This is a genomic window from Halorientalis brevis (assembly GCF_042678165.1).
In the GTDB taxonomy this organism is placed as follows: Archaea; Halobacteriota; Halobacteria; order Halobacteriales; family Haloarculaceae; genus Halorientalis; species Halorientalis brevis.
On the sequence record NZ_JBHUDJ010000003.1, the window covers coordinates 555,621 to 575,930 of the forward strand.

20 protein-coding genes are annotated in these 20,310 nt (G+C 65.5%); 8 read left to right on the forward strand and 12 right to left on the reverse strand.

Translation table 11 applies throughout. The features are described from left to right. Positions 1-2 precede the first annotated feature (2 nt). Positions 3-482, reverse strand: coding sequence for a redoxin domain-containing protein (locus ACFR9U_RS09985; protein WP_247373983.1), 480 nt, complete (start codon positions 480-482; stop codon positions 3-5). Between the two features lie 94 nt (positions 483-576). Between ACFR9U_RS09985 and ACFR9U_RS09990 the strand changes: the two genes are divergently transcribed. Then, positions 577-816 carry a glutaredoxin family protein gene (locus ACFR9U_RS09990; protein ID WP_247373981.1) on the forward strand — a complete coding sequence of 80 codons (240 nt, stop codon included), beginning with the start codon at positions 577-579 and terminating at the stop codon, positions 814-816. A gap of 2 nt (positions 817-818) precedes the next feature. Here the strand turns inward: ACFR9U_RS09990 and ACFR9U_RS09995 are convergent, their stop codons facing one another. The 5 genes from ACFR9U_RS09995 to ACFR9U_RS10015 all read right to left on the reverse strand — a co-directional run bounded on the left by ACFR9U_RS09995 (position 819) and on the right by ACFR9U_RS10015 (position 4,376). Then, positions 819-1,238, reverse strand: a complete 420-nt coding sequence (locus ACFR9U_RS09995) for a cupin domain-containing protein (RefSeq protein WP_247373979.1) — start codon at positions 1,236-1,238, stop codon at positions 819-821. A gap of 50 nt (positions 1,239-1,288) precedes the next feature. Beyond that, positions 1,289-2,053, reverse strand: coding sequence for an NAD-dependent deacylase (locus ACFR9U_RS10000; protein WP_247373967.1), 765 nt, complete (start codon positions 2,051-2,053; stop codon positions 1,289-1,291). Positions 2,054-2,162: 109 nt separating this feature from the next. Beyond that, the gene (locus tag ACFR9U_RS10005) at positions 2,163-2,432 is read right to left on the reverse strand and encodes a DUF7538 family protein (protein WP_247373965.1); all 270 of its coding nucleotides are present in this window, start codon (positions 2,430-2,432) and stop codon (positions 2,163-2,165) included. A gap of 269 nt (positions 2,433-2,701) precedes the next feature. Continuing rightward, positions 2,702-3,850: a tubulin/FtsZ family protein gene (locus ACFR9U_RS10010; protein ID WP_247373963.1), complete on the reverse strand. Its 1,149-nt coding sequence runs from the start codon at positions 3,848-3,850 to the stop codon at positions 2,702-2,704. A gap of 79 nt (positions 3,851-3,929) precedes the next feature. Beyond that, positions 3,930-4,376, reverse strand: coding sequence for a universal stress protein (locus ACFR9U_RS10015; RefSeq protein WP_247373961.1), 447 nt, complete (start codon positions 4,374-4,376; stop codon positions 3,930-3,932). A gap of 119 nt (positions 4,377-4,495) precedes the next feature. On the opposite strand from ACFR9U_RS10015, the gene ACFR9U_RS10020 reads away from it, so the two are divergent. After that, positions 4,496-4,744, forward strand: coding sequence for a DUF7385 family protein (locus tag ACFR9U_RS10020; RefSeq protein WP_247373958.1), 249 nt, complete (start codon positions 4,496-4,498; stop codon positions 4,742-4,744). Positions 4,745-4,776: 32 nt separating this feature from the next. On the opposite strand, the gene ACFR9U_RS10025 is transcribed toward ACFR9U_RS10020, so the two are convergent. After that, a complete protein-coding gene (locus ACFR9U_RS10025) occupies positions 4,777-6,003 on the reverse strand; it encodes an acyl-CoA dehydrogenase family protein (RefSeq protein ID WP_247373956.1) in 1,227 nt (408 codons plus the stop codon). A 143-nt stretch (positions 6,004-6,146) separates the two neighbouring features. Next, on the reverse strand, positions 6,147-9,026 hold the full coding sequence (locus ACFR9U_RS10030; protein ID WP_247373954.1) for a midas domain-containing protein: 2,880 nt from the start codon (positions 9,024-9,026) through the stop codon (positions 6,147-6,149). Positions 9,027-9,450: 424 nt separating this feature from the next. Between ACFR9U_RS10030 and ACFR9U_RS10035 the strand changes: the two genes are divergently transcribed. Beyond that, positions 9,451-10,617 (forward strand): CaiB/BaiF CoA transferase family protein, encoded by a 1,167-nt coding sequence (locus ACFR9U_RS10035; RefSeq protein ID WP_247373951.1) that lies wholly within the window; start codon positions 9,451-9,453, stop codon positions 10,615-10,617. A gap of 79 nt (positions 10,618-10,696) precedes the next feature. Next, positions 10,697-11,674 (forward strand): LLM class flavin-dependent oxidoreductase, encoded by a 978-nt coding sequence (locus tag ACFR9U_RS10040; RefSeq protein WP_247373949.1) that lies wholly within the window; start codon positions 10,697-10,699, stop codon positions 11,672-11,674. Here the strand turns inward: ACFR9U_RS10040 and ACFR9U_RS10045 are convergent, their stop codons facing one another. From ACFR9U_RS10045 to ACFR9U_RS10060, 4 genes are all read right to left on the reverse strand, one after another. Continuing rightward, complete coding sequence (locus tag ACFR9U_RS10045; RefSeq protein WP_247373946.1) at positions 11,675-12,232, reverse strand: response regulator transcription factor; 558 nt, start codon at positions 12,230-12,232, stop codon at positions 11,675-11,677. It lies immediately after the preceding gene. A 92-nt stretch (positions 12,233-12,324) separates the two neighbouring features. After that, positions 12,325-13,101, reverse strand: coding sequence for an SDR family NAD(P)-dependent oxidoreductase (locus ACFR9U_RS10050; RefSeq protein WP_247373934.1), 777 nt, complete (start codon positions 13,099-13,101; stop codon positions 12,325-12,327). 100 nt (positions 13,102-13,201) lie between these two features. After that, the gene (locus tag ACFR9U_RS10055; protein WP_247373932.1) at positions 13,202-13,945 is read right to left on the reverse strand and encodes an HAD family hydrolase; all 744 of its coding nucleotides are present in this window, start codon (positions 13,943-13,945) and stop codon (positions 13,202-13,204) included. Beyond that, positions 13,942-14,928 carry an MBL fold metallo-hydrolase gene (locus ACFR9U_RS10060; protein ID WP_247373930.1) on the reverse strand — a complete coding sequence of 329 codons (987 nt, stop codon included), beginning with the start codon at positions 14,926-14,928 and terminating at the stop codon, positions 13,942-13,944. The genes ACFR9U_RS10055 and ACFR9U_RS10060 overlap by 4 nt, the downstream gene beginning before the upstream one ends. Before the next feature lie 266 nt (positions 14,929-15,194). Here ACFR9U_RS10060 and ACFR9U_RS10065 point away from each other — a divergent pair, with 266 nt between their 5' ends. The 4 genes from ACFR9U_RS10065 (at position 15,195) to ACFR9U_RS10080 (ending at position 20,308) form a co-directional block, all read left to right on the forward strand. Next, on the forward strand, positions 15,195-15,968 hold the full coding sequence (locus tag ACFR9U_RS10065; RefSeq protein WP_247373921.1) for an SDR family NAD(P)-dependent oxidoreductase: 774 nt from the start codon (positions 15,195-15,197) through the stop codon (positions 15,966-15,968). A gap of 168 nt (positions 15,969-16,136) precedes the next feature. Further along, positions 16,137-17,138: a TIGR04024 family LLM class F420-dependent oxidoreductase gene (locus ACFR9U_RS10070; RefSeq protein WP_247373910.1), complete on the forward strand. Its 1,002-nt coding sequence runs from the start codon at positions 16,137-16,139 to the stop codon at positions 17,136-17,138. Between the two features lie 408 nt (positions 17,139-17,546). Beyond that, positions 17,547-19,526 (forward strand): TAT-dependent nitrous-oxide reductase, encoded by a 1,980-nt coding sequence (nosZ, locus tag ACFR9U_RS10075; RefSeq protein ID WP_247373907.1) that lies wholly within the window; start codon positions 17,547-17,549, stop codon positions 19,524-19,526. A 32-nt stretch (positions 19,527-19,558) separates the two neighbouring features. Beyond that, positions 19,559-20,308 carry a hypothetical protein gene (locus tag ACFR9U_RS10080; protein WP_247373895.1) on the forward strand — a complete coding sequence of 250 codons (750 nt, stop codon included), beginning with the start codon at positions 19,559-19,561 and terminating at the stop codon, positions 20,306-20,308. The last annotated feature ends 2 nt before the right edge of the window (positions 20,309-20,310 follow it).

The window sequence follows — 20,310 nt, forward strand, 5'->3', positions numbered from 1 at the left end:
GCCTACAGTTCTGCCACCGCCGCTTCGACGTCTTCGCGTGGAAGCGGTCCGATCCACTCCTCGGCGACGTAGGCGAACTGCACCTCCCGGTCGGGAGTCACGACGAACACTGACCGCCAGGGGGTCGCGGTGTTCGCCATGTGCGATCGGTCGGTCCGGAGGTCCAGGGCGTCCATGATCCCGCCGTTCACGTCTGCGAAGATCTCGAACGGCGGCTCGTCGAGGCGGCGCAGGAATGCGTTCTGCGCGTAGGGGCCGTCGCGACCGAAACCGAGGACCGGGACGTCCGCGAACTCGCCCCAGCCGTACTTCTCGAACCGTTTCCACCAGTTGCGAGCGATCGCGCTGAACGCGAACCCAGTGGCGACCAGGACGCCGCCGCGAGCACCGAGCGCGTCCGACAACTGCGTCGACTGGAACGTCTCACCGTCACACAGCAGCGCCTCGAAATCGGGAACCGTCTCCCCCTCGGTCGGTGGCATACGCCGAAATCTCGGGGAAGCCACAAAAAACTCTCCCCGAGACCGGGCGTGTGAGCCCCCGGTACCTTTACCGGTCGCGTTCGTACCGGGAGCCATGACGCTGACGCTCTATCGCCTCGAGGGCTGTCCGTTCTGTGAACTCGTGGTGGATCGGCTGGAGGAACTCGACGTCGAGTACGAGAGCATCTGGGTCGAGGGCCTCCACTCCCAGCGCGACGCCGTTCGACGCGTCTCGGGCCAGCGGGCCGTCCCCGTCATCGTCGACGAGGACCGCGGCGTCACGATGGCGGAGTCCGAACGGATCCTGGAGTATCTCGACAGTTCCTACGCCTGAACTCAGGCGCCGTCGATCTCCTCGTCGTTGATCCCGTGTGGGTCGAGTCCCGGGTCGTCGACGGCGGGCGCACCGACTGCCAGCACGACGCCCGTGTCGTCACCGACGTAGCGGTGGCCGTGGCCGATCTTCGGCTCGGCGACCCAGAACGCTCCCGGACCGACTTCGACGTACTCCTCCTCGCCGGACCGTCCCAGTTTGAGCGAGAACTCGCCCTCGATAGCGTAGTACAGTTCCTCCTGTTCGGAATGTGCGTGATACTGGATCTCCTCGCCGGGCTCGAAGTACCAGAGCGTGACGTGCATGTTACTGACGCCGAGTTGCCGACCGACGGGCCTGATGTCGAGGTCGGGCGGCACGCCCTCCACCTCTGAGAGGTCGGTGATCGGGACGTCTTCGGTGTCGATTACTTCGTAATCCATGACACCACGACCCACGCTACCGATGGGCAAAAACGTGTGGGACCTGGCAGTTACGCGACGAGTCGGTCGCGAATGCGCGGGAGGACGTCCGTGACGTCGGCACGGAAGTCGAAGTCCGCGTAGCCCGACGCCGGGGTGGATTCGAGGTTGGCCAGCACGAGCGTCGCCCCGCGCTCGTTGGCGACCAGCGGCAGCGACGCCGCGGGTTCGACGGTCAGCGAGGAGCCGACGGCGAGGAACAGGTCCGCGTCCTGTGCTGCCGACTGCGACTGCATGAGCGCGTGGTCCGGGAGTTGCTCACCGAACAACACGGTGTCGGGTTTGAGCGTTCCGCCACACTCCTTGCAGGTCGGCGGGAGTTCGCCGTCTCGTGCCCGTTCGATGACCGGGTCGGCGTCGAACCGACGCCCGCAGTCCCGGCAGGCGACGCGGGCCGCCGACCCGTGGATTTCGACGACGTTCTCCGAGCCGGCTTCCTGGTGGAGGCCGTCGATGTTCTGCGTGATGAGCGTATCGAGCTGGCCGGCCGCCTCCAGGTCGGCGAGCGCATCGTGGGCGCCGTTGGGGCCGATGCTCTCGTCTTCGAAGATGGCCGCCTGGAGGTCGACGCGGTCCTCCCAGAACCCCGCTGGGTCCGCCCGGAACCGATCGATGTGAAAGTCCATCGGGTCGTGGCGCTCCCAGAGCCCGTCGTCGCCGCGGAAGTCGGGAATGCCCGACGCCGTACTCACACCGGCTCCCGACATCGCTACCGTCGTCTCCGCGTCGCAAATGGCCGCTGCGACAGCTTCGATCTCATCGTCCTCGACGCTCATGTCCACGACTCAGCGGTTCGATCGACTAAAACGCTCTGTCGCCGCACGAACGGGACAGGGCTCGATTCCCCCGGACTCGTGTCTTCCGCATTTCTTTCCGAACGACCGGCTACAGCGTCCTGGATTCGACTGTCGGGTCGACGTCCGCCTCGGCGAGGTCCTGTCGAATCCGTTCGCGGAGCGGGTCGGGCACGGTGTCTCTGCCGACCGGGACCGCGACGTCACCGTCCGGCGAGACCTTCCAGTACACCACGCAGTCGCTCGGTTCGTAGTACTCGATGCTGTAGCGGTCCGTACCACCTTGGTAGTGGACGCGCGCGGCCTCGTCTTCGGCGTGCCATCCTTCCTGCCGGGCGAGAGACTCGACGGATTCCCCCATACCTGACGATGTGGGACCGTACTCCTACCGGTTTCGATGTTCGACCCCGGGAGGCTATCGACGATCGTGATCCGAGCGGCCACTGACCGGTCCCGGCACGGTGAAAAGCGATCGCTCCGGACGGGACTGGTCCGGAACGTTGCGTCCGACGAAACTGGGGAAATTCGGGCGAGGGATTGGGTGCGAACTGCAACGAGACGTACCACTGCAGTCTGCATCAGTATTTTTCACGATATTATCGGGTGTTTATATCCGTCCCCCGGGTTCGATCAGAAAAGCGGTTCCATATCACCGTCGCCGCTCGAGGAGACGTCTGCGAAGTCGTCGCTGCCGTCTCGCATCGACCGCTGCGTCTCGACGGCGGTCTGTTTCAGTCGTTCGATGCGTGGGGCGTTCGAGACGCCCGAGAGGACGACCACTGCGGCGATGTACTCGGAGTCCGGCACCGGGTAGTCTCCGCCTCGAACCTCCACGGTGGCGGTCGCCTCCTCCAGCCACTTGCGGCTCCGTTCGGCCCCTTTCCGGTCGAGATACGCTGGCGGTCCAGCGACGACGACCAGGGCGCGTTCGGTGCTCGCGATCTCACACGGGAGCGTCAGCCGTCCCTGCGTGGCCAGGCGAACCGTGCTCGTGATCTGGTTCTGCGTGTCGCTCGGTTCGGGTTTGGACCCGGAGAGCCGGGAGAGGAGGCCGCCCTGCGGTCTATCGATGTGGGACGTTGCGTATCCGATCGTCGTCACGCCGCCCGTCCCGAGCGTGTTGCGTATCTCGCTGGCGTCGACGACGCTCTCGGCCACGGTGCCGGTCGCGCCTTCGCCCGCGCTGAACAGGATCCCGACCCGTCGGGCGATGTCCGTGTTGAAGCGCTCGTACTCTGATTCGACGCTCGCGCCCTGTTTGCGCCAGCCGTCGTTGTCCACGAGGAGCAGGTTGTCCGCCTCGCGGACGAACGTCCGTATCGACCGCGCGGCGTTGAGCGCGTAGATTCGGCCTTCGTCCTGTCCGGGCAGGGCCCCAAGGCCGTACACCGGTTCCGTGTAACGTCGACCGAGTTCCCGCGCGATCGCTGGCGCGCCCCCGCTGCCGGTGCCACCGCCCAGGCCGGCAGCGACGAGAAACCCGTCGAGTTCGTGTACCGGGATCTCGTCGACGGCGGCCATCACCTCCTCGATGTCTGCCTGTACGAGTTCCGCGCCGAGTTCGTTATCAGCACCTGCTCCCTGTCCCTTCACCCGCGTTTGACCGATGAGAACCCGATGGTCTTTCGGAACACGTTCCAGCCCGAGGAGATCGGCTTCAGCGGAATTGATCGCGACGGCGTCGGCGATGAACTCCGCTCGCGAGTTCGCTTCGTACGCCACGAGGGCATCGACCAGCTTCCCACCGGCTTGCCCGACGCCGATCAATCCGAGTTTCACGCGTGAGTCCCCGTACGTCTACGTGAGGCTTGACACACATGAAGGTCGCGGCAGACGAAGACGGAGAAGGCGCGTGGGTCTACGTGTGCCGGACGATGTGAACGTCGTAGCGCGGATCCTTCGAGATCGGACTGCCGACGCTCGTGACCGGCGTCGAGACGCGGCCGGCGTTCTCGCTCCCGATGAAGATGATGGAGGCATCGACCTCGTCGGCGACGTTCCGGATCGTCCGCGTGATGTCGTCGATGACGGTCGCAGTCATCGAGTCGCTCGAATCCGGCGTCTCGCATCGGAAGGTCGCCTCGGGCGCGATCTCGCGGACGCCCCGCTCGAACTCCGCACAGAGTTCGTCGACGTCGAGGGACTCGTTTTTGGCGAGCAGTCCCCTGTTCTGGAGGTACTCCTCGTCGTCCGGGACGACGCTGAGTGCGACGACCTCTTCGTCGCGGTACTCGGCGAACTCGGTCGCGCGCTCCAGCGCCGCCTTCGAGAGTGTGGACCCGTCGAACGGAACCAGCAAGACCATACTCTCGCATTCACTCGCCGGTTTCTTAATCGCGGGGGACCCGGCAATGGGCCGGTCGATTCCAGTCGGTCGCTGAGCCGTCCCGAGGTTCTTTGTTCCGGCCGGGCCATCCCGCCAGTATGGAAACCCTGGGTGAGGGCGACGGGCCCATCGACATCCACGACTACCGCCACGGTCTGAAACTGCTCAAGGAGACCCGAGAGACCAGCCTCTGGACCAACAAGAAAGGGTACGCCTGTCCGGCCTGCGGCAAGCCCTTCGAGCAACTGTTCACCTCCGAAAAACAGCACAACACGTTCAGCCCCTCATCGGTGACGCCCTTCTGCATTCGCCGCGAAGCCGACCGCGTGCTGATGTTCCGCCACTGACCCACGAGCGCTCGGCCCGAGACGCCCGCGGCTTACGACACGCCGAGTTGCTTGGCGATGGTGTTGAGCTGGATCTCGTCGGTCCCCTCGACGATCCGCAGGATGCGCGCCACGTGGAGGTGGTCCATGAACGGATTGTCCTCTGAGAGTCCGTTGCCCCCGTGGACCTGGACCACGTCGTCGGCGACCTCCCAGAAGGCGTTCGTCGCGAACCACTTGAGGATCGACGACTCCTCGATGGCCTGGTCGCCCCGGTCCATCTGCCAGGCCAGCTTGAGTCCCGCGGCGTCGGCTGCGTAGGTTTTCGCGCGCCCCTTTGCGAGTTTGTGCGAGATTCCCTGGAACTTCCCGATCGGCCGACCGAAAGCCTCGCGGTCGGTGGCGTACTCCACCCCTGTCTCGATGAGGTTCTCGGCGTACCCGATGGCCTCCGCGCCGAGTTCGAGCCGCCCGAGCGACAGGAAGTCCATCGCGTTGTAGAATGCGGCGTCGACCTGTCCCAGGACGCGGTCTTCGGGGACGCGCACGTCGTCGAACACGAGTTCCGCCTGGAGACCCTGCATCCCGACGGCGTTGTTCATCGATCCGAGTTCGTACTCGTCGTCCTCGACGATGAAACACGTGATCCCGCCGTAGCGACCCGCGTCTTCCTGTGGGGTCGTGCGCGCGAACACCTGTACGAAGTCGGCGTACGGCGCGTTCGTGATCCACTGCTTCTGACCGTTGATGATCCACTCGTCCCCGTCTCTCTCCGCCGACGTCTGCATGCTCGGCGAGTCCGATCCGACGCCGGGTTCGGTCTGGGCGAACGCAGTCGACTTCTCCCCCCGGATGGCCGGCTTCAGGTACTCCTCGACCTGTTCGCCCTCGGCCTGCAGGAGCAGCGGTTTCGGACCTTCGGGACCCGCGAGGACGAACTCGGTGAGCCCCATCCCGTGGGAGGCGACGTGCTTTTTCGCCCGATACCAGGTGACGTTCGAGACGCCTTCGCCGCCGACGTCTTCGGGCAGGTTCATCGCGTAGAAGCCGGCGTCGGCGCTCTTCCGGCGGATCGTCTCCATCGCGTCGACCACCTCCCCGACCAGTCGCCCGTCGTCCTCGTGTCGCAGCCGCGGATTCGACCACGTCTCGCCCAGCTCGGACTCGAGCGGCTCGACTTCCTGTTCGATGAACTCGTCTAAACTGTCGAGGATGAGCCGCGTCTCCTCGTCGGTCTCGAAACTGACCCCGCCGGGACGGGTCGAGTCCTGTGTTGCCATACCGCACTAAACTGTCCACTGGTGCATTAATCCCATCGCTCCCCTGAACCTTCGTGCGTGTCTCGGACGAAAGCGGGAACAGGCGGCTAACGCCGCCCGTAACGGCTCACACCCCGAGCCGGCGACTTAGTGAGTGACGGTGCTCACTCCGCCGGTTCGGTCGGCGGTTCCGTCGGTTCCTGTTCATCTGGCTCTTCGGCGTCCGCTTCCTCGGGTTGGGTCGGCGTGTCTTCCTCCTCGACCGGCGTGTCTTCGTCCTCAGCCTCTGTTTCCGTCGGGGTGTCTTCGTCCTCAGCCTCCGTTTCTGTCGGGGTGTCTTCGTCTTCAACCTCCGTTTCTGTCGGGGTGTCTTCGTCTTCAACCTCAGTTTCCGTCGGGGTGTCTTCGTCTTCAACCTCAGTTTCCGTCGGGGTGTCTTCGTCTTCAACCTCAGTTTCCGTCGGGGTGTCTTCGTCCTCGGCTTCGGTTTCCGTCTCAGTCTCTTCGTCGTCTTCGTCATCGTCGTCTGCCGCTGCCTCGTCGATCTGGACCACCAGCGACTCGCTCCCGTTGACGTCGACCTGCTCGCCGTCTTCCGTCTCGGCGGTCAGCGTGTACTCGCCGGGATCGAGTGCTGACGTAACCGTGTCGTCGGCCGGAACGTCGATCGTCTGCTCCTCTCCGTCCTCGTCTGTCGCGGTTACCACGACCGTTTCGTCGTTCGGGTTCTCGAGAGTGAGCTGGTCGTCGTCCGTGCTGGCCGTCAGACTCTCTACCTCCGCGTCGACTTCTTCGATGGAGAAACTGTACTCGTCTTCGTCGTTCACCTGGACGGTCTCGCCGTCGTCCGTCTCGGCGGAGGCCGTGTAGTTGCCGGCCGGGAGCCCCGCCGAGACTGTCTCGTTCCCGTCGACTTCGAGCGTATCGGTCGCGCCCGCTTCGTCACTGACGGTCACGACGACTGACTCGTCGTTCGGGTTCTCGATCGTGACCTCGCTGTCGTCAGTGCTGAGGTTCAGGCTTTCCAGCGTGGGGCCGGGAGCGCCCACCTCGAAGGAGAAGGCCGACTCGTCGTTCACTGGGACACGGACGTCGTCTCGGGTCTCCGCTGTCAGCGTGTAGTTACCGGGATCGAGCTCTCGCGTGTCGTTCTCTCCGGCCAGCACGAGGAACTGCTCCGTGTCGTTCGCCTCGTCCGTGAGCAGGAACGTCAACCGAACGTCGGTGGGGTTCTCGACGTTGAGCGTCTGTCCGTCGACGCTGGCGGTTGCCGAGGGGAGCGCCTCGACCGGTAGCGTGGCTTCCGATTGCCCGTTCACCGGCACTGCGAAGCGCCGCTCCTCGGTGGCTGCCGTGACGACGTACTCGCCCGGCGAGAGCGTGGTCGTCCGCGAGTCGTTCGCGCCGACCGTGATGGATCGCTGCTCGCCCGTCTCGTTCTCGAACTCGACCGCGACGGACAAGGAGTTGGGGTTCTCGACGGTGACCACGCCGTCGGTGGCGGAGACGGTCACGCTCTCGACGGTCGGCTCGACGGTCAGCTGGAACTCGGCTTGCCCGTTGACGGGAACCGGCTCGCCGTCCGCCGTCTGGGCAGTCACCGTGTAATTGCCGTGCGGGAACGACTCCGTGAGCGCGTCGTTCGCGCCGACGGTGACATTCTGCTCGTCGAACCGGTCGCCCTCGACAGTGACGACGACCGCCACGTCGTTCGCGTTCTCGAACGACACGCTCTGGTTCTCGACCGAGACGTTCAGGCTCTCCAGGTCTATGGGCGGTTCCTCGTCCTGGTCGTCGGTGACGTTCTCGTCGTCAGTGATGTTTTCGTCACCGTCCTCGCCATCAGTAACGTTCTCGACGTCCCCGGTCTCAACAGTAACCTCGACGTTCTGCTCGACGTTCGTGACGGCCTGCTGGATGATGACGTCCGGTTCGTCCGTCCCGGTCTGTGCGGCGTCGTCTGCCGCGTCGGCCGCTGCATTCAGCACGATCGTCTGGATCTGCGTGATTTCGATGGTCTGGATCTGCGTGACGGCGCCTCGCGACGCCCCAGTGGCCGCCGCCTGGATCTGCCGCGCCGATGCCTGCTGGGACTGAGAGATCGCTCCCTGTGACGCACCGACGGAGATCTGCTGTATCTGGACGATCGACACCGACTGACTCTGTTCGAGTGACCCCTCGCAGGCGCCGCGGGCGGCCGCTTGGACCTGCTCGACCGTCACGGCCTGTCTCTGGAAGAGCGCGCCGTGGGCTGCGCCCACCGACGCCTCCTGGATCTTCTTGGGGTCGGCGTCTCCACCGTTCGCGACGCCGCCGCTCGCGGCACCGAACGCGGCAGCTTGCACCTGTTCGATGCTGACGGTCTGGTTCTGACTCAGTGCGCCGTACGCACCGCCCTGTGCTGCTTCCTGGAGCTGGCTGACGCTCAGGTCCTGTGCCTGCGTGGATTCGCTGGCGACGCCTGCAGCCCCGCCGATCGCTGCGGCCTGAATCTGGGTCACGTTGGCCTGCTGGTGCTGGGCAACCGCGCCGTGAGCCGCCCCGTACCCGGCACTCTGTAACTGGACGACGCTGGCGTTCTGTGACTGCACGAGCGCCCCAGCTGCGCCGCCGTACGCGCCCGCCTGCACCTGTTCGACGGCTGCCGACTGACTCTGCACGAGTGCACCGTGCGAGGCACCTTTCGCGGCGGCCTGTATCTGGCGGACCGACGCGTCCTGGCGCTGGGTCTGCCGCGCTGCGCTGACGGCGCCGTCGACGGCTGCCTGCACCTGTCGCTGCGTGACGTTGACACCTTGCTCCTGAGCGAGCAGCGCGCCGTCGCGGGCGCCCCTGATTGCCGCTTCTCGCAACTGCGGCGGCAAGTCGTCGTCCTGGGAGACCTCGGCGCGTGCCAGGGCGGCTACCTCGCCTGTAGCACCGCTGTCTCCGGACCCGGGTGCTGCAACTGTCGCATCGGCGTGACTCTGCGAGGCGAAAACCGGTGTTACAAACGCGCTACAGACGACGATGCCGGCGAGGACGAGCGACGGAACCGCTCTCATCGCTTCCCCGCTCGCGGCTCTCGCTCGGCGGTCGCGTGACTGATCGCTGTGACGTGTGTATGCATACTGATTCCCCACCAGCCGCGGCGTCGTGGCCGCCGCTGGCACTAGAACGTCTCCGAAACAGTGAATAAAGCCGAGCGAACGTTCGTGTCCGCTGAAGGTATCTGTTCCCGAGCCCCGGTCTGTCGAGCCGCTGGCAAGCGCTGGGTAGGGAAGGGTTACTCGCCGCCGTCCACGAGCGCGCTGCACCGGAGCTCGACGGTCCGACGCCGAATCCGCGGGTCAGTCTCGGTACGGTGGCACAAACCCGTCTCGCAGCCGTTAGTTCTGAAACGTGACTGGTCGAGACGCGGAATCGATAGCGGCGTCGACCCCAACCACGACGGCTGACACTTATTGCGCTCCCGGCTGAGGGGCCAGTATGCGACTCGATGGGATACGCGTCCTCGATCTCTCTCGATTGCTCCCCGGCCCGTACGCGACGCAGTTGCTGGCCGACGCGGGCGCCGAAGTCATCAAGATCGAGGACACGGACGCCGGCGACTACGCGCGGCTGATGCCTCCGTACACTGACGACGGCGTCGGGGCGATCTTCGACGCGATCAACCGGGGGAAACAGAGCGTCGCACTCGACCTGAAGAGCGACGAGGGCCGCGAGGCGTTCCTGCGACTCGCCGAGACTGCCGACGTCGTATTCGAGCAGTTCCGGCCGGGCGTCGTCGACCGCCTGGGTGTAGACTACGACTCCGTCCGGGAGCGAAACGAGGACGTCGTCTACTGTTCGCTGTCGGGGTTCGGCCAGACCGGCCCGTACGCCGACCGGGTCGGTCACGACCTGAACTACGTGGGGATGGCAGGCCTGCTCGACCTGACGCGGGAGGACGAGGACAGTCAGCCACAGATCCCCGGCTACCCCATCGGCGACATGGCGGGGGGGCTCTTCGCGGCCTTTAGCATCGTCGGTGCGCTCCTCTCGCGGGAACTTGGAAACACCGGCGGGGAGTACGTCGACGTGGCGATGACGGACGTGGTCGCGTCGTTCTCCCACGCCGTCGCCGACGGTGCGCTCACCGGCGACGACCCCCGACCCAGCGAGACGCCGCTGACCGGCGGGCTGCCGTGGTACGACGTCTACGAGACTGCCGACGGCGAGTACGTGACGCTCGCCGCACTGGAACCGAAGTTCTGGACGCAGTTCTGTACGGCCGTCGACCGCGAGGACCTCGTCGACGTCCACATGACACAGGACCCCGCCGAACGCGAGGCGCTCCGTGAGGAACTCGCCGCGATCTTCGCGACGCGGACGCGCGAGGAGTGGGAAGACCGTCTCGGTGACGTGGAAGCGATGGTGGCTCCCGTCCAGCGCCTCTCCGCGACGCTGGACAGCGAGTACGCCGACGCCCGCGACCTGGTCGACCGGGACGGCGGCCGTCCGCGGGTCGGATTCCCCGCGCTGTCGTCTGAGACGCCCGACGCGTCTGGCGGCCCGCTTCCCGAGCACGGCGAACACACCGACGAGGTGCTCGAAGCCGTCGGGTACGACGCCGCCGAGCTCGTGGCCCTCCGAACAGCCGACGTGATCGCGTGACCAGCGGTCCAGCGCTGGTGGCTGGACCCCCGAGTCGACGCGAGCGGACTTTTTTGGTGACGGCAGTTGGCTGGCCTGTATGGAGCCAGGACTGCTCTTGCCGCCCGCGGACGTGATGGACCCAGTCGGGGTCGCCACGACTGCCGAAGAGCTTGGGTACGACTCCGTCTGGATGCCCGAACTCTGGGGCAGCGACGCGTTCGTCCAGCTCGGCGTGCTCGCCCGCGAAACCGAAGAGGTCGGGCTCGGCACGGCGATCGCGAACGTCTTCTCGCGCTCGCCGGCCGTCGTCGCGATGGCGGCGGCGACCGTCGACCGATTCGCCGACGGCCGGATGACGCTCGGCACCGGCGTCAGCACGCCCAAAGCCGTCGAAGACCTCCACGGGATGGAGTACGACCGGCCCGTCCGCCGCGCCCACGAGACCATCGCTATCGCCAAGCGATACCTCTCGACCAGCGACGAGCCGGTGTCGTACGACGGCGAACTGTTCGAGGTCGCCGATTTCGACCCGCTCGAGGTCGACGTACCGATCTACCACGCGGCGCTCGGGCCGGCGAACCGCCGGGTTGTCGCGCGGCTCGCGGACGGCTGGATTCCGCACAACGTCCCTTTTCCGGACCTCGACGACGCCTTCGCGGAGATCGAGGAGACCGCGCGGGCGGCCGACCGCGACCCGGCGGAGATCACCGTCGCCCCGTACGTGCCGGCCGCAGTCAGCGAGGAGAATCCCGACGCCGCGAGAGACGCGATTCGCGGCCACGTCGCCTACTACGTCGGAAGCGGCGAGGGGTATCGTCGGGCCGTCGCACAGCGGTTCCCGGACGCGGCCGCGACCGTCGCCGACCACTGGCGGGACGGTGACCGCGACGCCGCGACCGAAGCGGTGACCGACGAGATGGTCGACGCGCTGGGCGTGGCTGGCTCGCCGTCGGCTGCGCGAGAACAGTTGGAGCGTCTGCAGGCCGGCCTCGTCGACTTGCCGATCGTCACGGTGCCGGCACAGGCCGCTGGCGACCTGGCGCTCGAAACGATTCGGGCGCTCGCGCCCGAGTAATCACCGGGTTCGCTCGCCGGGCAGCTCGAACTCCGATTCGATGTCTTCGAGTTGCGTCTCTAACTCCTCGATGCGGGATTCGAGCCGGCTGAACTCCTCGTTGTCGGTGAGTTCGGCCTCGGGCTTCTCGACGGCCAGGACGTTTCGCTTCACCTTCAACGTGCTGAGCTCCTGATAGGCGTCGTCGTGCTCTTTCAGCGCCAGCAGCCGCTCTACCGTGGTGAGGAGTCGCTCTTTGCCGACCGGCTTGACGACGTAATCGTCGACGCCCAGCGAGAGGATGTCGAAATCGGGGTTGACGGCCGTCACCATCGCGACTCGACAGTCGAGGTGGCGGTCCTTGATCTCCTGGAGGACTTCGTTACCCGAGATATCGGACATCCGGCGGTCCAGGAGAACGACGTCAACCTCCTCGTCGATCCGGGCGAGCCCCTCCTCGCCACCGTAGGCGATTCGCACGTCGTACTCGTCGTCGAGCGCTGCGGCGTACGTGTCGGCTGCTCGCTTCTCGTCGTCGACGATCAGAACGGTGGCAGTGGCCGAGGACTCCTCGCTCATCGATGCGTTGCCGGGTATTTCCGGCATCAGGTAATAAAATTGACTTTGTATCCTGGCCGATACGTTGTGTCGGCCGACTGCGCGACCCCGGTTCAGTACGTGAACAGGTCCACGCCGCCGGTCACGCCGATGACCTGACCGGTGACGTAACTGGCCTGCTCGCTGGCCAGGTACGCGATGAGGTTCGAGACGTCCTCTTCCCGACCGAGATGGCCCATGGGCGTCGCCCGTGCGATGTCCGCCCAGTGTTCGTTGATGTTCTCGATCTGGTCGGCCGGCAGCTCCGCCAGGTCCCCGACGACGATGGACGGGGCGATGACGTTCGAGGTCACGCCATCGGGAGCGCCTTCGAGCGCCAGCGTCTTCCCCAGCCCGATGAGGCCGGCCTTCGTCGTCGAGTACGAAATCTGTCCGAAGCCGCCGTACGCGCCTGCCATCGAGGACATCGAGATGACGCGGCCCCACCCGCGCTCGCACATGTGTGGAAACACCTCTCGGGTGATGTTGAACGTCCCCGTCAGGTTGATGCTCATGTCTCGGTCCCAGGTACTCGGGTCGAGGTCGCCCGTTCGGCCGACGGCGTCGACCATCCCCGCGTTGTTGACGAGGACGTCCACGCCGCCGGTCGCGTCCCGAAGGTCTTCGACGGCGTCGGCCACGTCGTCTCGGTCCGTCAGGTCACACTCCAGCGCGATGGCGTCCCCGCCGTCTTCCTCGATCTCGTCGGCGACGTCTTTGGCACCGTCCTCGTCCACGTCGAGGACAACGACTTCCGCGCCCTCCTCGCCGAGAATTCGACAGTCCTCGCTTCCGATACGACCCGCTCCCCCCGTCACGAGGGCCGTCTTGTCGTCGAGTCCGAAATCCATTGCAACCGACTGTTCACCACCAGGTGTGTTAACGGTTCGCCCTCACAAACGAGGTGAGCTTACCAACAGTGCGCTGAACTCGCCTTCTCGAAGTCGTTGTTCACTCGTCGACGCCGACGATCTCGAGAAGCTCGCGGTGGTCTTCGACGAAAAAGTCCACGGCTGGGTCCCCGACTACACGGTGACCGTCACGGGAGTCGTCAGCGACGTCCTCGCCGATCCTGTCGCCGTAAGCGACGGTCCAGAGCCCGGCTCGCTGCCCGCCCTGCATGTCATGTTCGTAGCGGTCGCCGACGTACAGGGACCGCGCTGGGTCGACCTCTGCCTCGTCGATCGCCGCGTCGAAGATGCGGTCGTCCGGTTTCTTGTACCCGACGGCCTCCGAGGTGGTGATGCCGTCGAACGCCTCGTCCAGGCCGAAGGTGTCGAGCATCCGGTGTGCCTCCCAGGTGTCGATGTCAGAGATGATGCCCAGGTAGAGACCCGCCTCGTCGAGCGTTTCGATCGTCTTGACGACGTGCGGTTCCGGTTCCATGGCTTCGCGCGTCGTCGCTTCGAAACCCGGCCGCCAATCCGCCTCGGTGAGGTCGGCGTCCACGAGCGCGTCGAACGCCTTGGTGTAGCCGTCGCTGGCGGTCCGGTACTCGTTTCCCTCGGCCGCTTTGAAGTGCTCGCCGAGCGTCTCGCGCCAGGCGTCGATGGCCCGCTCTGGATCGAGGTCGTACTCGGTCGCGAACTCCTGGAGGTACGCCGCGTACCCGGCGCGGATGGACGGGAGGTTCACGATGACGCCGCCGATGTCGAAGAAGACTGCCGCCCACTCCTCGGGGACTGTCTCGGTCATGCCACCGTGAACCGACGGACGCCGTCTTCGAGGGTGCTCGACGCTTCGCCGTCGCGATCGAGTTTCGCCAGTGCGCTCGTGGTCTCGATGACGAGATACCGGATGTCCCGGTCGCCCTTCCGCTGGAACGCCACGTCGACGGCGGTCTTCCCGTCGTCGTCGAGCATCTCCAGGCTCCGCTCTAAGAGGTGGTCGAGGCTCTCCCTGTCGTCGGCGATCGCGTCGTCGAAGTCGGCGTGAACGGGACCGTGGCCGGGGTACACGCGGTCGACGGTGAGTTCGGCCAGGCGGTCGACCCCGGTGTAGTAGGCGTCGATCGCTTCGTCGTAGCCGTCGTCGAAGCCGGTGTGCATCGCGACCGGCCGGAAGGTCGCCAGCGCCATGTCGCCGGCGAACAGCCGTCGCTCACCGTCGAACTCGGTCTGAAAGACGAGGTGATCAGCCTGATGCCCGGGCGTGTGGGTCGTCTCGAACGTCAGCGGCCCGATGTCGATCTCCGTCCCGCCGTCGACCCAGTGGTCCACGTAGTCGGGGCTGAGGAGACCGCCGTCCCGCTCCAGGGATTCGACGGACATCTCGACGGCCTCGTCGAGATACTCGCCGCGGAGGCCGGCCGCCTTGGCGTTCTGCTCGACGGTCTCGGCGAGTTCGTCCGGATCACGATCGAACCGCTCGTCGACCCCCGCTGGCGCGTACACTTCTGGATCGGCGGTCTCGACGATCGCCGGAACTTGCCCGATGTGGTCGACGTGGGGGTGCGTGACGACCAGGTGGTCGACGTCAGCGAGGTCGTAGCCGCTGTCGGCGAGGCCGGCGACGAGTTCCTCGTGGGCGTCCTCGCCCGCCATGCCGGCGTCGAAGAGGATCGGTTCCGCACAGTCGACGAGATACGCCGCCACGTGTCCCGGCGGCCAGTCGACGCTGAACTCGATCCGATGGACTGCGACTGATTCCGCTCGCTGTTCGGCGTCCTGTTCGCTCATTACCCCAGAAAAACGGTTTCGACCCGTTAAGAGTTTGGTTTCCATACAATGTGGTGAACTGATATAAACTAACAACCGATATCGAAGCCAGGTTTTGTTTTACGAGCTACGAACGTGTGTGACAATCTCCCGCATTTCGTAAACTCGTCTGCTCGGCCGGATCGGGTGGCAACGTACTTTTATTAACGATGAACCCGACAGGGCTGATGTAGATTAACAATGGTAAGTACTGATGGTAGCTCGACCGGACCGAGCGGGGTGGCCCGATGAGATCGCAGTTCGGCGTCGACGGCCAGGCGGTCATCGTCACTGGCGCGTCACAGGGGATCGGTCGCTCGATCGCGGAGCGGTTCGCCGACGACGGGGCCGACGTGGTCGTCTGTTCGCGCGAACAGGAGAAAGTCGACGACGTGGCCGCGACGATCAACGACCGCGACGGTGGCGAGTGTCTCCCCGTCGAATGTGACGTGACCGACCGGGACGCCGTCGACGCGCTCGTCGACGCGACCGTCGAGGAGTTCGGCGGCGTCGACACGCTGGTCAACAACGCCGGCGCGTCGTTCATGGCTAACTTCGAGACGATCAGCGAGAACGGCTGGAAGACCATCGTGGACATCAACCTCCACGGCACCTACCACGCCACGCAGGCCGCCGGCGAAGTCATGCGCGAGAACGGCGGCGGCCAGATCGTCAACTTCGCCAGCGTCGCCGGCCAGATGGGCGCCCCGTGGATGAGCCACTACGCTGCCGCGAAGGCTGCGGTCATCAACCTGACCCAGTCGCTCGCCTTCGAGTGGTCCGACGATCAGGTTCGGGTCAACTGCATCGCACCCGGCTACGTCGCCACGCCCGGCGTCGAGTCCCAGATGGGCGTCTCGGCCGACGACATCGAGCGGGACGACGTCCACCGGCGCATCGGCCTCGAAGAGGAGATCGCCGACGTCGCGCAGTTCCTCGCCAGCGAAGCCTCGTCGTACATGACCGGCGAGACCATCACCGCCAAGGGCGTCCCGCAGATCGACGAGTCGCCGGACATCTAACTCCGCAGTACTGCGTTTTCCCGGCCGCTCACTGCGCCCATCCGGCACCGCCAGTCTCCAGTTCTCTCGGCGGTCTCCCCCCAGCAGTTCACACTCCAGCGAGTCGCCACGGCGGCGCTCGATATGTGAGGGTGAAAGTATTTGTTGCAGGAGGGAGCCGTCGGTACCATGGTAACACGAGACGTTTACCTGCCGGTGGCAGCGCAGCCGAGCGTCGAGACGCTGGTCGAGCAAGCCCAGCGCGGGGAACAGCTGGGGTACGAACGCGCCTGGCTTCCCGAAACGTGGGGTCGCGACGCCGTCACGACGCTGACCAGCATCGCCCATGGGACCGACGAGATCGGCATCGGAACCTCGATCGTGCCGATCTACTCGCGGACGCCGTCTCTCATCGGACAGACCGCGACGACCCTCCAGGAAGTCTCGGACGGTCGTTTCCGTCTCGGCCTCGGCCCCTCCGGCCCCATCGTCATCGAGGGCTGGCACGGCGAGGACTTCGGCAACCCGCTCCGCCGGACGCGCGAAACCATCGACATTGCCAAACAGGTGATGCGCGGCGAGGAGGTCGAGTACGACGGGGAGTACTACCAGCTCTCCGGCTTCCGACTGCGCTGTGACCCCCCGGACCCGATGCCGCCGATCGACGCCGCCGGAATGGGTCCCAAGTCCGTCGAACTCGCCGGCCGCTTCGCCGACGGCTGGCACGCCCTGATGCTCACTCGCGAGGGCCTCGAAGAGCGCATGGCGGACTTCGACCGCGGCTCCGACATGGGCGACCGCGACCGCGACGACCAGCGCGTGACGCTCTCGCTGACGTGCTGTGCGCTGGACGATCCCGGGGAGGCAGAACGACTTGTTCGACAACATATCGGATTCTATATAGGTGGGATGGGCACGTTCTATCGCGACGCCTTGGCACGACAGGGGTACGAGGACGAGGCCTACGAGGTGTCCGAGCAGTGGGCCAGCGGCAACCGCGAGGCGGCCATGGACGCTCTGCCTGACGAACTGATCGAGGAGGTCGCTGTCGCGGGCACGCCCGAGGACGCCGCCGACCAACTGGACGCGTTCGCGGACGTCGACGGCTTAGATGCGATCAACATCTCGTTCCCGCGCGCGGCCGACCACGACCAGATCCTCCAGACGATGGAAGCGCTCGCACCAGCCTAGGGGTCGGTTCTGGGGGCGGTGGACCGAGAGGACGCGTCGGTCAGTGACGGTTTATATATGATCGACCGAACATATTGCCCGTTCTTCCTTTTTATTTTTCATTAGATGGGAACGTGCTCCCGGCGTTATGGCCGTCTCAGGGAAAGTTACCGGGTGGGAGCACATGGAAGATCTCACTGGCCAAACAGGTCGTTCGCACGCTTCAGCGACGGTCGGTCCGTCGTGGCCGAATCGCTTCGCGTCCAGTGGCGTCGCTTCGCTACCGGGTGCGAGGCAGCGTCGCCAGATCCCGAGAGGCTCTACCGCCGCGAGTGTGATCGTCCGCCCCTGCGTGCGCCGGACGGGCGGCTACGAGCCTTCCACCATTCCCCACGCCACGAACGGTGCGGTTTGCCGAGGTGATTACTCATGAGTGACAACGACAAGACGCCAGAAGACACGATCAGCGACTACGAATCGAGACTGAACGACGTCCTCGCGGAGGTCGAGGACCCGGCGGTCACAGACGAGCGGGCGTCGCTCGAACTCGCTGGCCTGGAGATCAACCGGCGCGACCTCATGCGGACCGGCGTCGTCGCAGGTGCGGGTGCTGCGACCGGGTTCGCAGGCAGCTCCCTCATGACCCAGAGTGGGCACGCGACCAGCGACGACCACTTCGTCGAGCCCGGGGAGACAGACACGTACTACGGCTTCTGGAGCGGCGGCCACTCCGGCGAGGTGCGCGTCCTCGGGATGCCGTCGATGCGGGAGATCCGACGGATTCCGGTCTTCCAGCGGGACGGCGCGGTCGGCTACGGCCACGACGAGAAGACGAAACAGGTCCTCGAGGAGGGCGGGGACATGTCGTCCCGGCATGGACTGGAGTGGGGCGACTGTCACCACCCGATCCTCTCAGAAAGCGGAGGTGACTACGACGGCAAGTACCTCTGGATCAACGACAAGGGTGGCGGACGGATGGCCCGTATCAACCTGAAGTACTTCGAGACCGACGCCATCACCGACATTCCGAACATGCAGGCCTGTCACGGCTGTTCCGTGCAGTCGCCGGACACGAAGTACGTCTACGGCGTCGGCGAGTTCCGCGAACCCGTGCCGAACGACGGCCGGAACGTCGACAACCCCGACAAGTACTGGTCGACTTTCACGGCCCTGAACCCCGAGTCGATGGACGTCGAGTGGCAGGTCCGCGTCTCCGGCAACCTCGACAACGCAGACTCGGGGAAAAACGGGCGCTGGGCCTTCGCGACCGGCTACAACAAGGAAGCTGCCTTCAAGGTCGAGGGCATGACCCGCGACGACCGGGACTACGTGAAAGCGTTCGACGTCGACGCCATCGAGTCGGCTATCGACAGCGGCAACTACAGGAAAGTCAACGGAGTGAAAGTCCTCGACGGCCGGAAGGGGTCGAGACTCAACTCCAGCGGGGACCCGATCGTTCACTACATCCCCACGCCGAAGAGCCCGCACGGGTGCGACGTGACCCCCTCTGGCAAGTACGTCACCGCAAGCGGGAAGCTCTCCCCGACGGTCACCATCATCGACATCGAGAAGATTCCGAAGGTGGACGACCCCGAGGACGCGATCGTCGGCCAGCCGAAGGTCGGGCAGGGACCGCTTCACACTACCTGGGACGGCCGCGGTCACGGCTACACGACGCTGTTCATCGACTCGAAGGTCACCAAGTGGGACATCGAAGAAGCCGTCAACGCCAAGAAAGGGTCGACCAAGCCGGTCAAGGGGAAGGTGACTGTCCACTACAGTCCCGGCCACCTGCAGGCCGCCGAAGCCGAGACGACGAACCCGTCGGGCGATTGGTTGGTCAGTCTGAACAAGCTCTCGAAGGACCGCTTCCTCCCCGTCGGGCCCATCCACCCCGACAACGACCAGCTCATCGACATCAGCGAGGACGGGACCGACAAGCAGGGCGGGATGGACCTGATCGCGGACCACCCCGTTCACCCCGAACCTCACGACTGCGTCATCGCTCACCGTGACAAGATCAACCCGAAGACCACCTGGGAAAAGAGCGATTACGCGGACGAAAAGCCCTACGTCACGCCGAAGGACAGCGAGGTCAATCGGACCGGCGACCGCTCGGTCCACGTCAAGATGTCGGCCACGCGCAACCAGTACGGGCTCCGTGACTTCACCGTCAAGGAAGGCGACGAGGTCACGATTACGGTCACCAACATCGAAACGACGCGGGACATCATCCACGGGCTGGCGATTCCCAAGCACGGCATCAACCTCGCCGTCGCCCCGCAGGACACCAGGGAGGTCACGTTCACGGCCGACCAGCCGGGCGTCTACTGGTTGTACTGTACGTACTTCTGTAGTGCGCTGCACCTGGAGATGCGGAGCCGGATGATCGTCGAACCCCGGAAGTGACGCTGCCTCCGTGGGCTCCCACCTTATCAACCATGAACTATGAATTGCCAGAGGTCAGCCAGTTTCGCAACGCCCGCCGTGCGCTCCCGGTGGTAGCGGCGCTGCTGTTCGTCGCTGCGATCCTGTTTCCGGTGTGGCGCATCGCGGTTCACGCCGTCCAGTATCCCGAAACCGTCCTGCAGGTGCGGGTGTACGCGTACCCTCGCATCGAAGGGGACTACGTCGAGTTGGCGCGATTGAACCACTACGTCGGGTTCTACTACCCCGATCCGGTGTACTGGAGCCCCAACTTCGAACCCGACCCGTACGCGGTCGACGTGCCCGAGTGGTCGCTGGGTCCGCTCGCGTTCGTGGCCGTTGGCTCGCTGTCGCTGTTCGTCGCACTGGCTCCGACCACGGAGAAGCTAAAGCGCGGTATCAAGCTGCAACTCGCCGGGACCGTCGGCCTGTTCGCGGTGATCACGGCCGACATCCAGTACCGGCTCTACCGGGCCGGCCACCGCCTCGATCCCGACGCCCCGCTGATCGGCGTCGACCCGTTCACGCCACCCCTGTGGGGCCGCTACGAGATCGCCAACCTCACCACCTACTCGCGGTTCGGACTCGGCGCCTACATGGCGATGACCGCCATCGCGCTGTTGATCGTCGCCTACTACTACCGAGAGACGGAGGTGACCGTCGACGAACTGCCGGCTCGCGGCCTCGTCACGCTGTTGTCCTTCCTCTTCGGCGCCGAGAAGAGCTCAGGTCCCGACGCCGAGGTCGAAGGGGGCGACGCGTAACC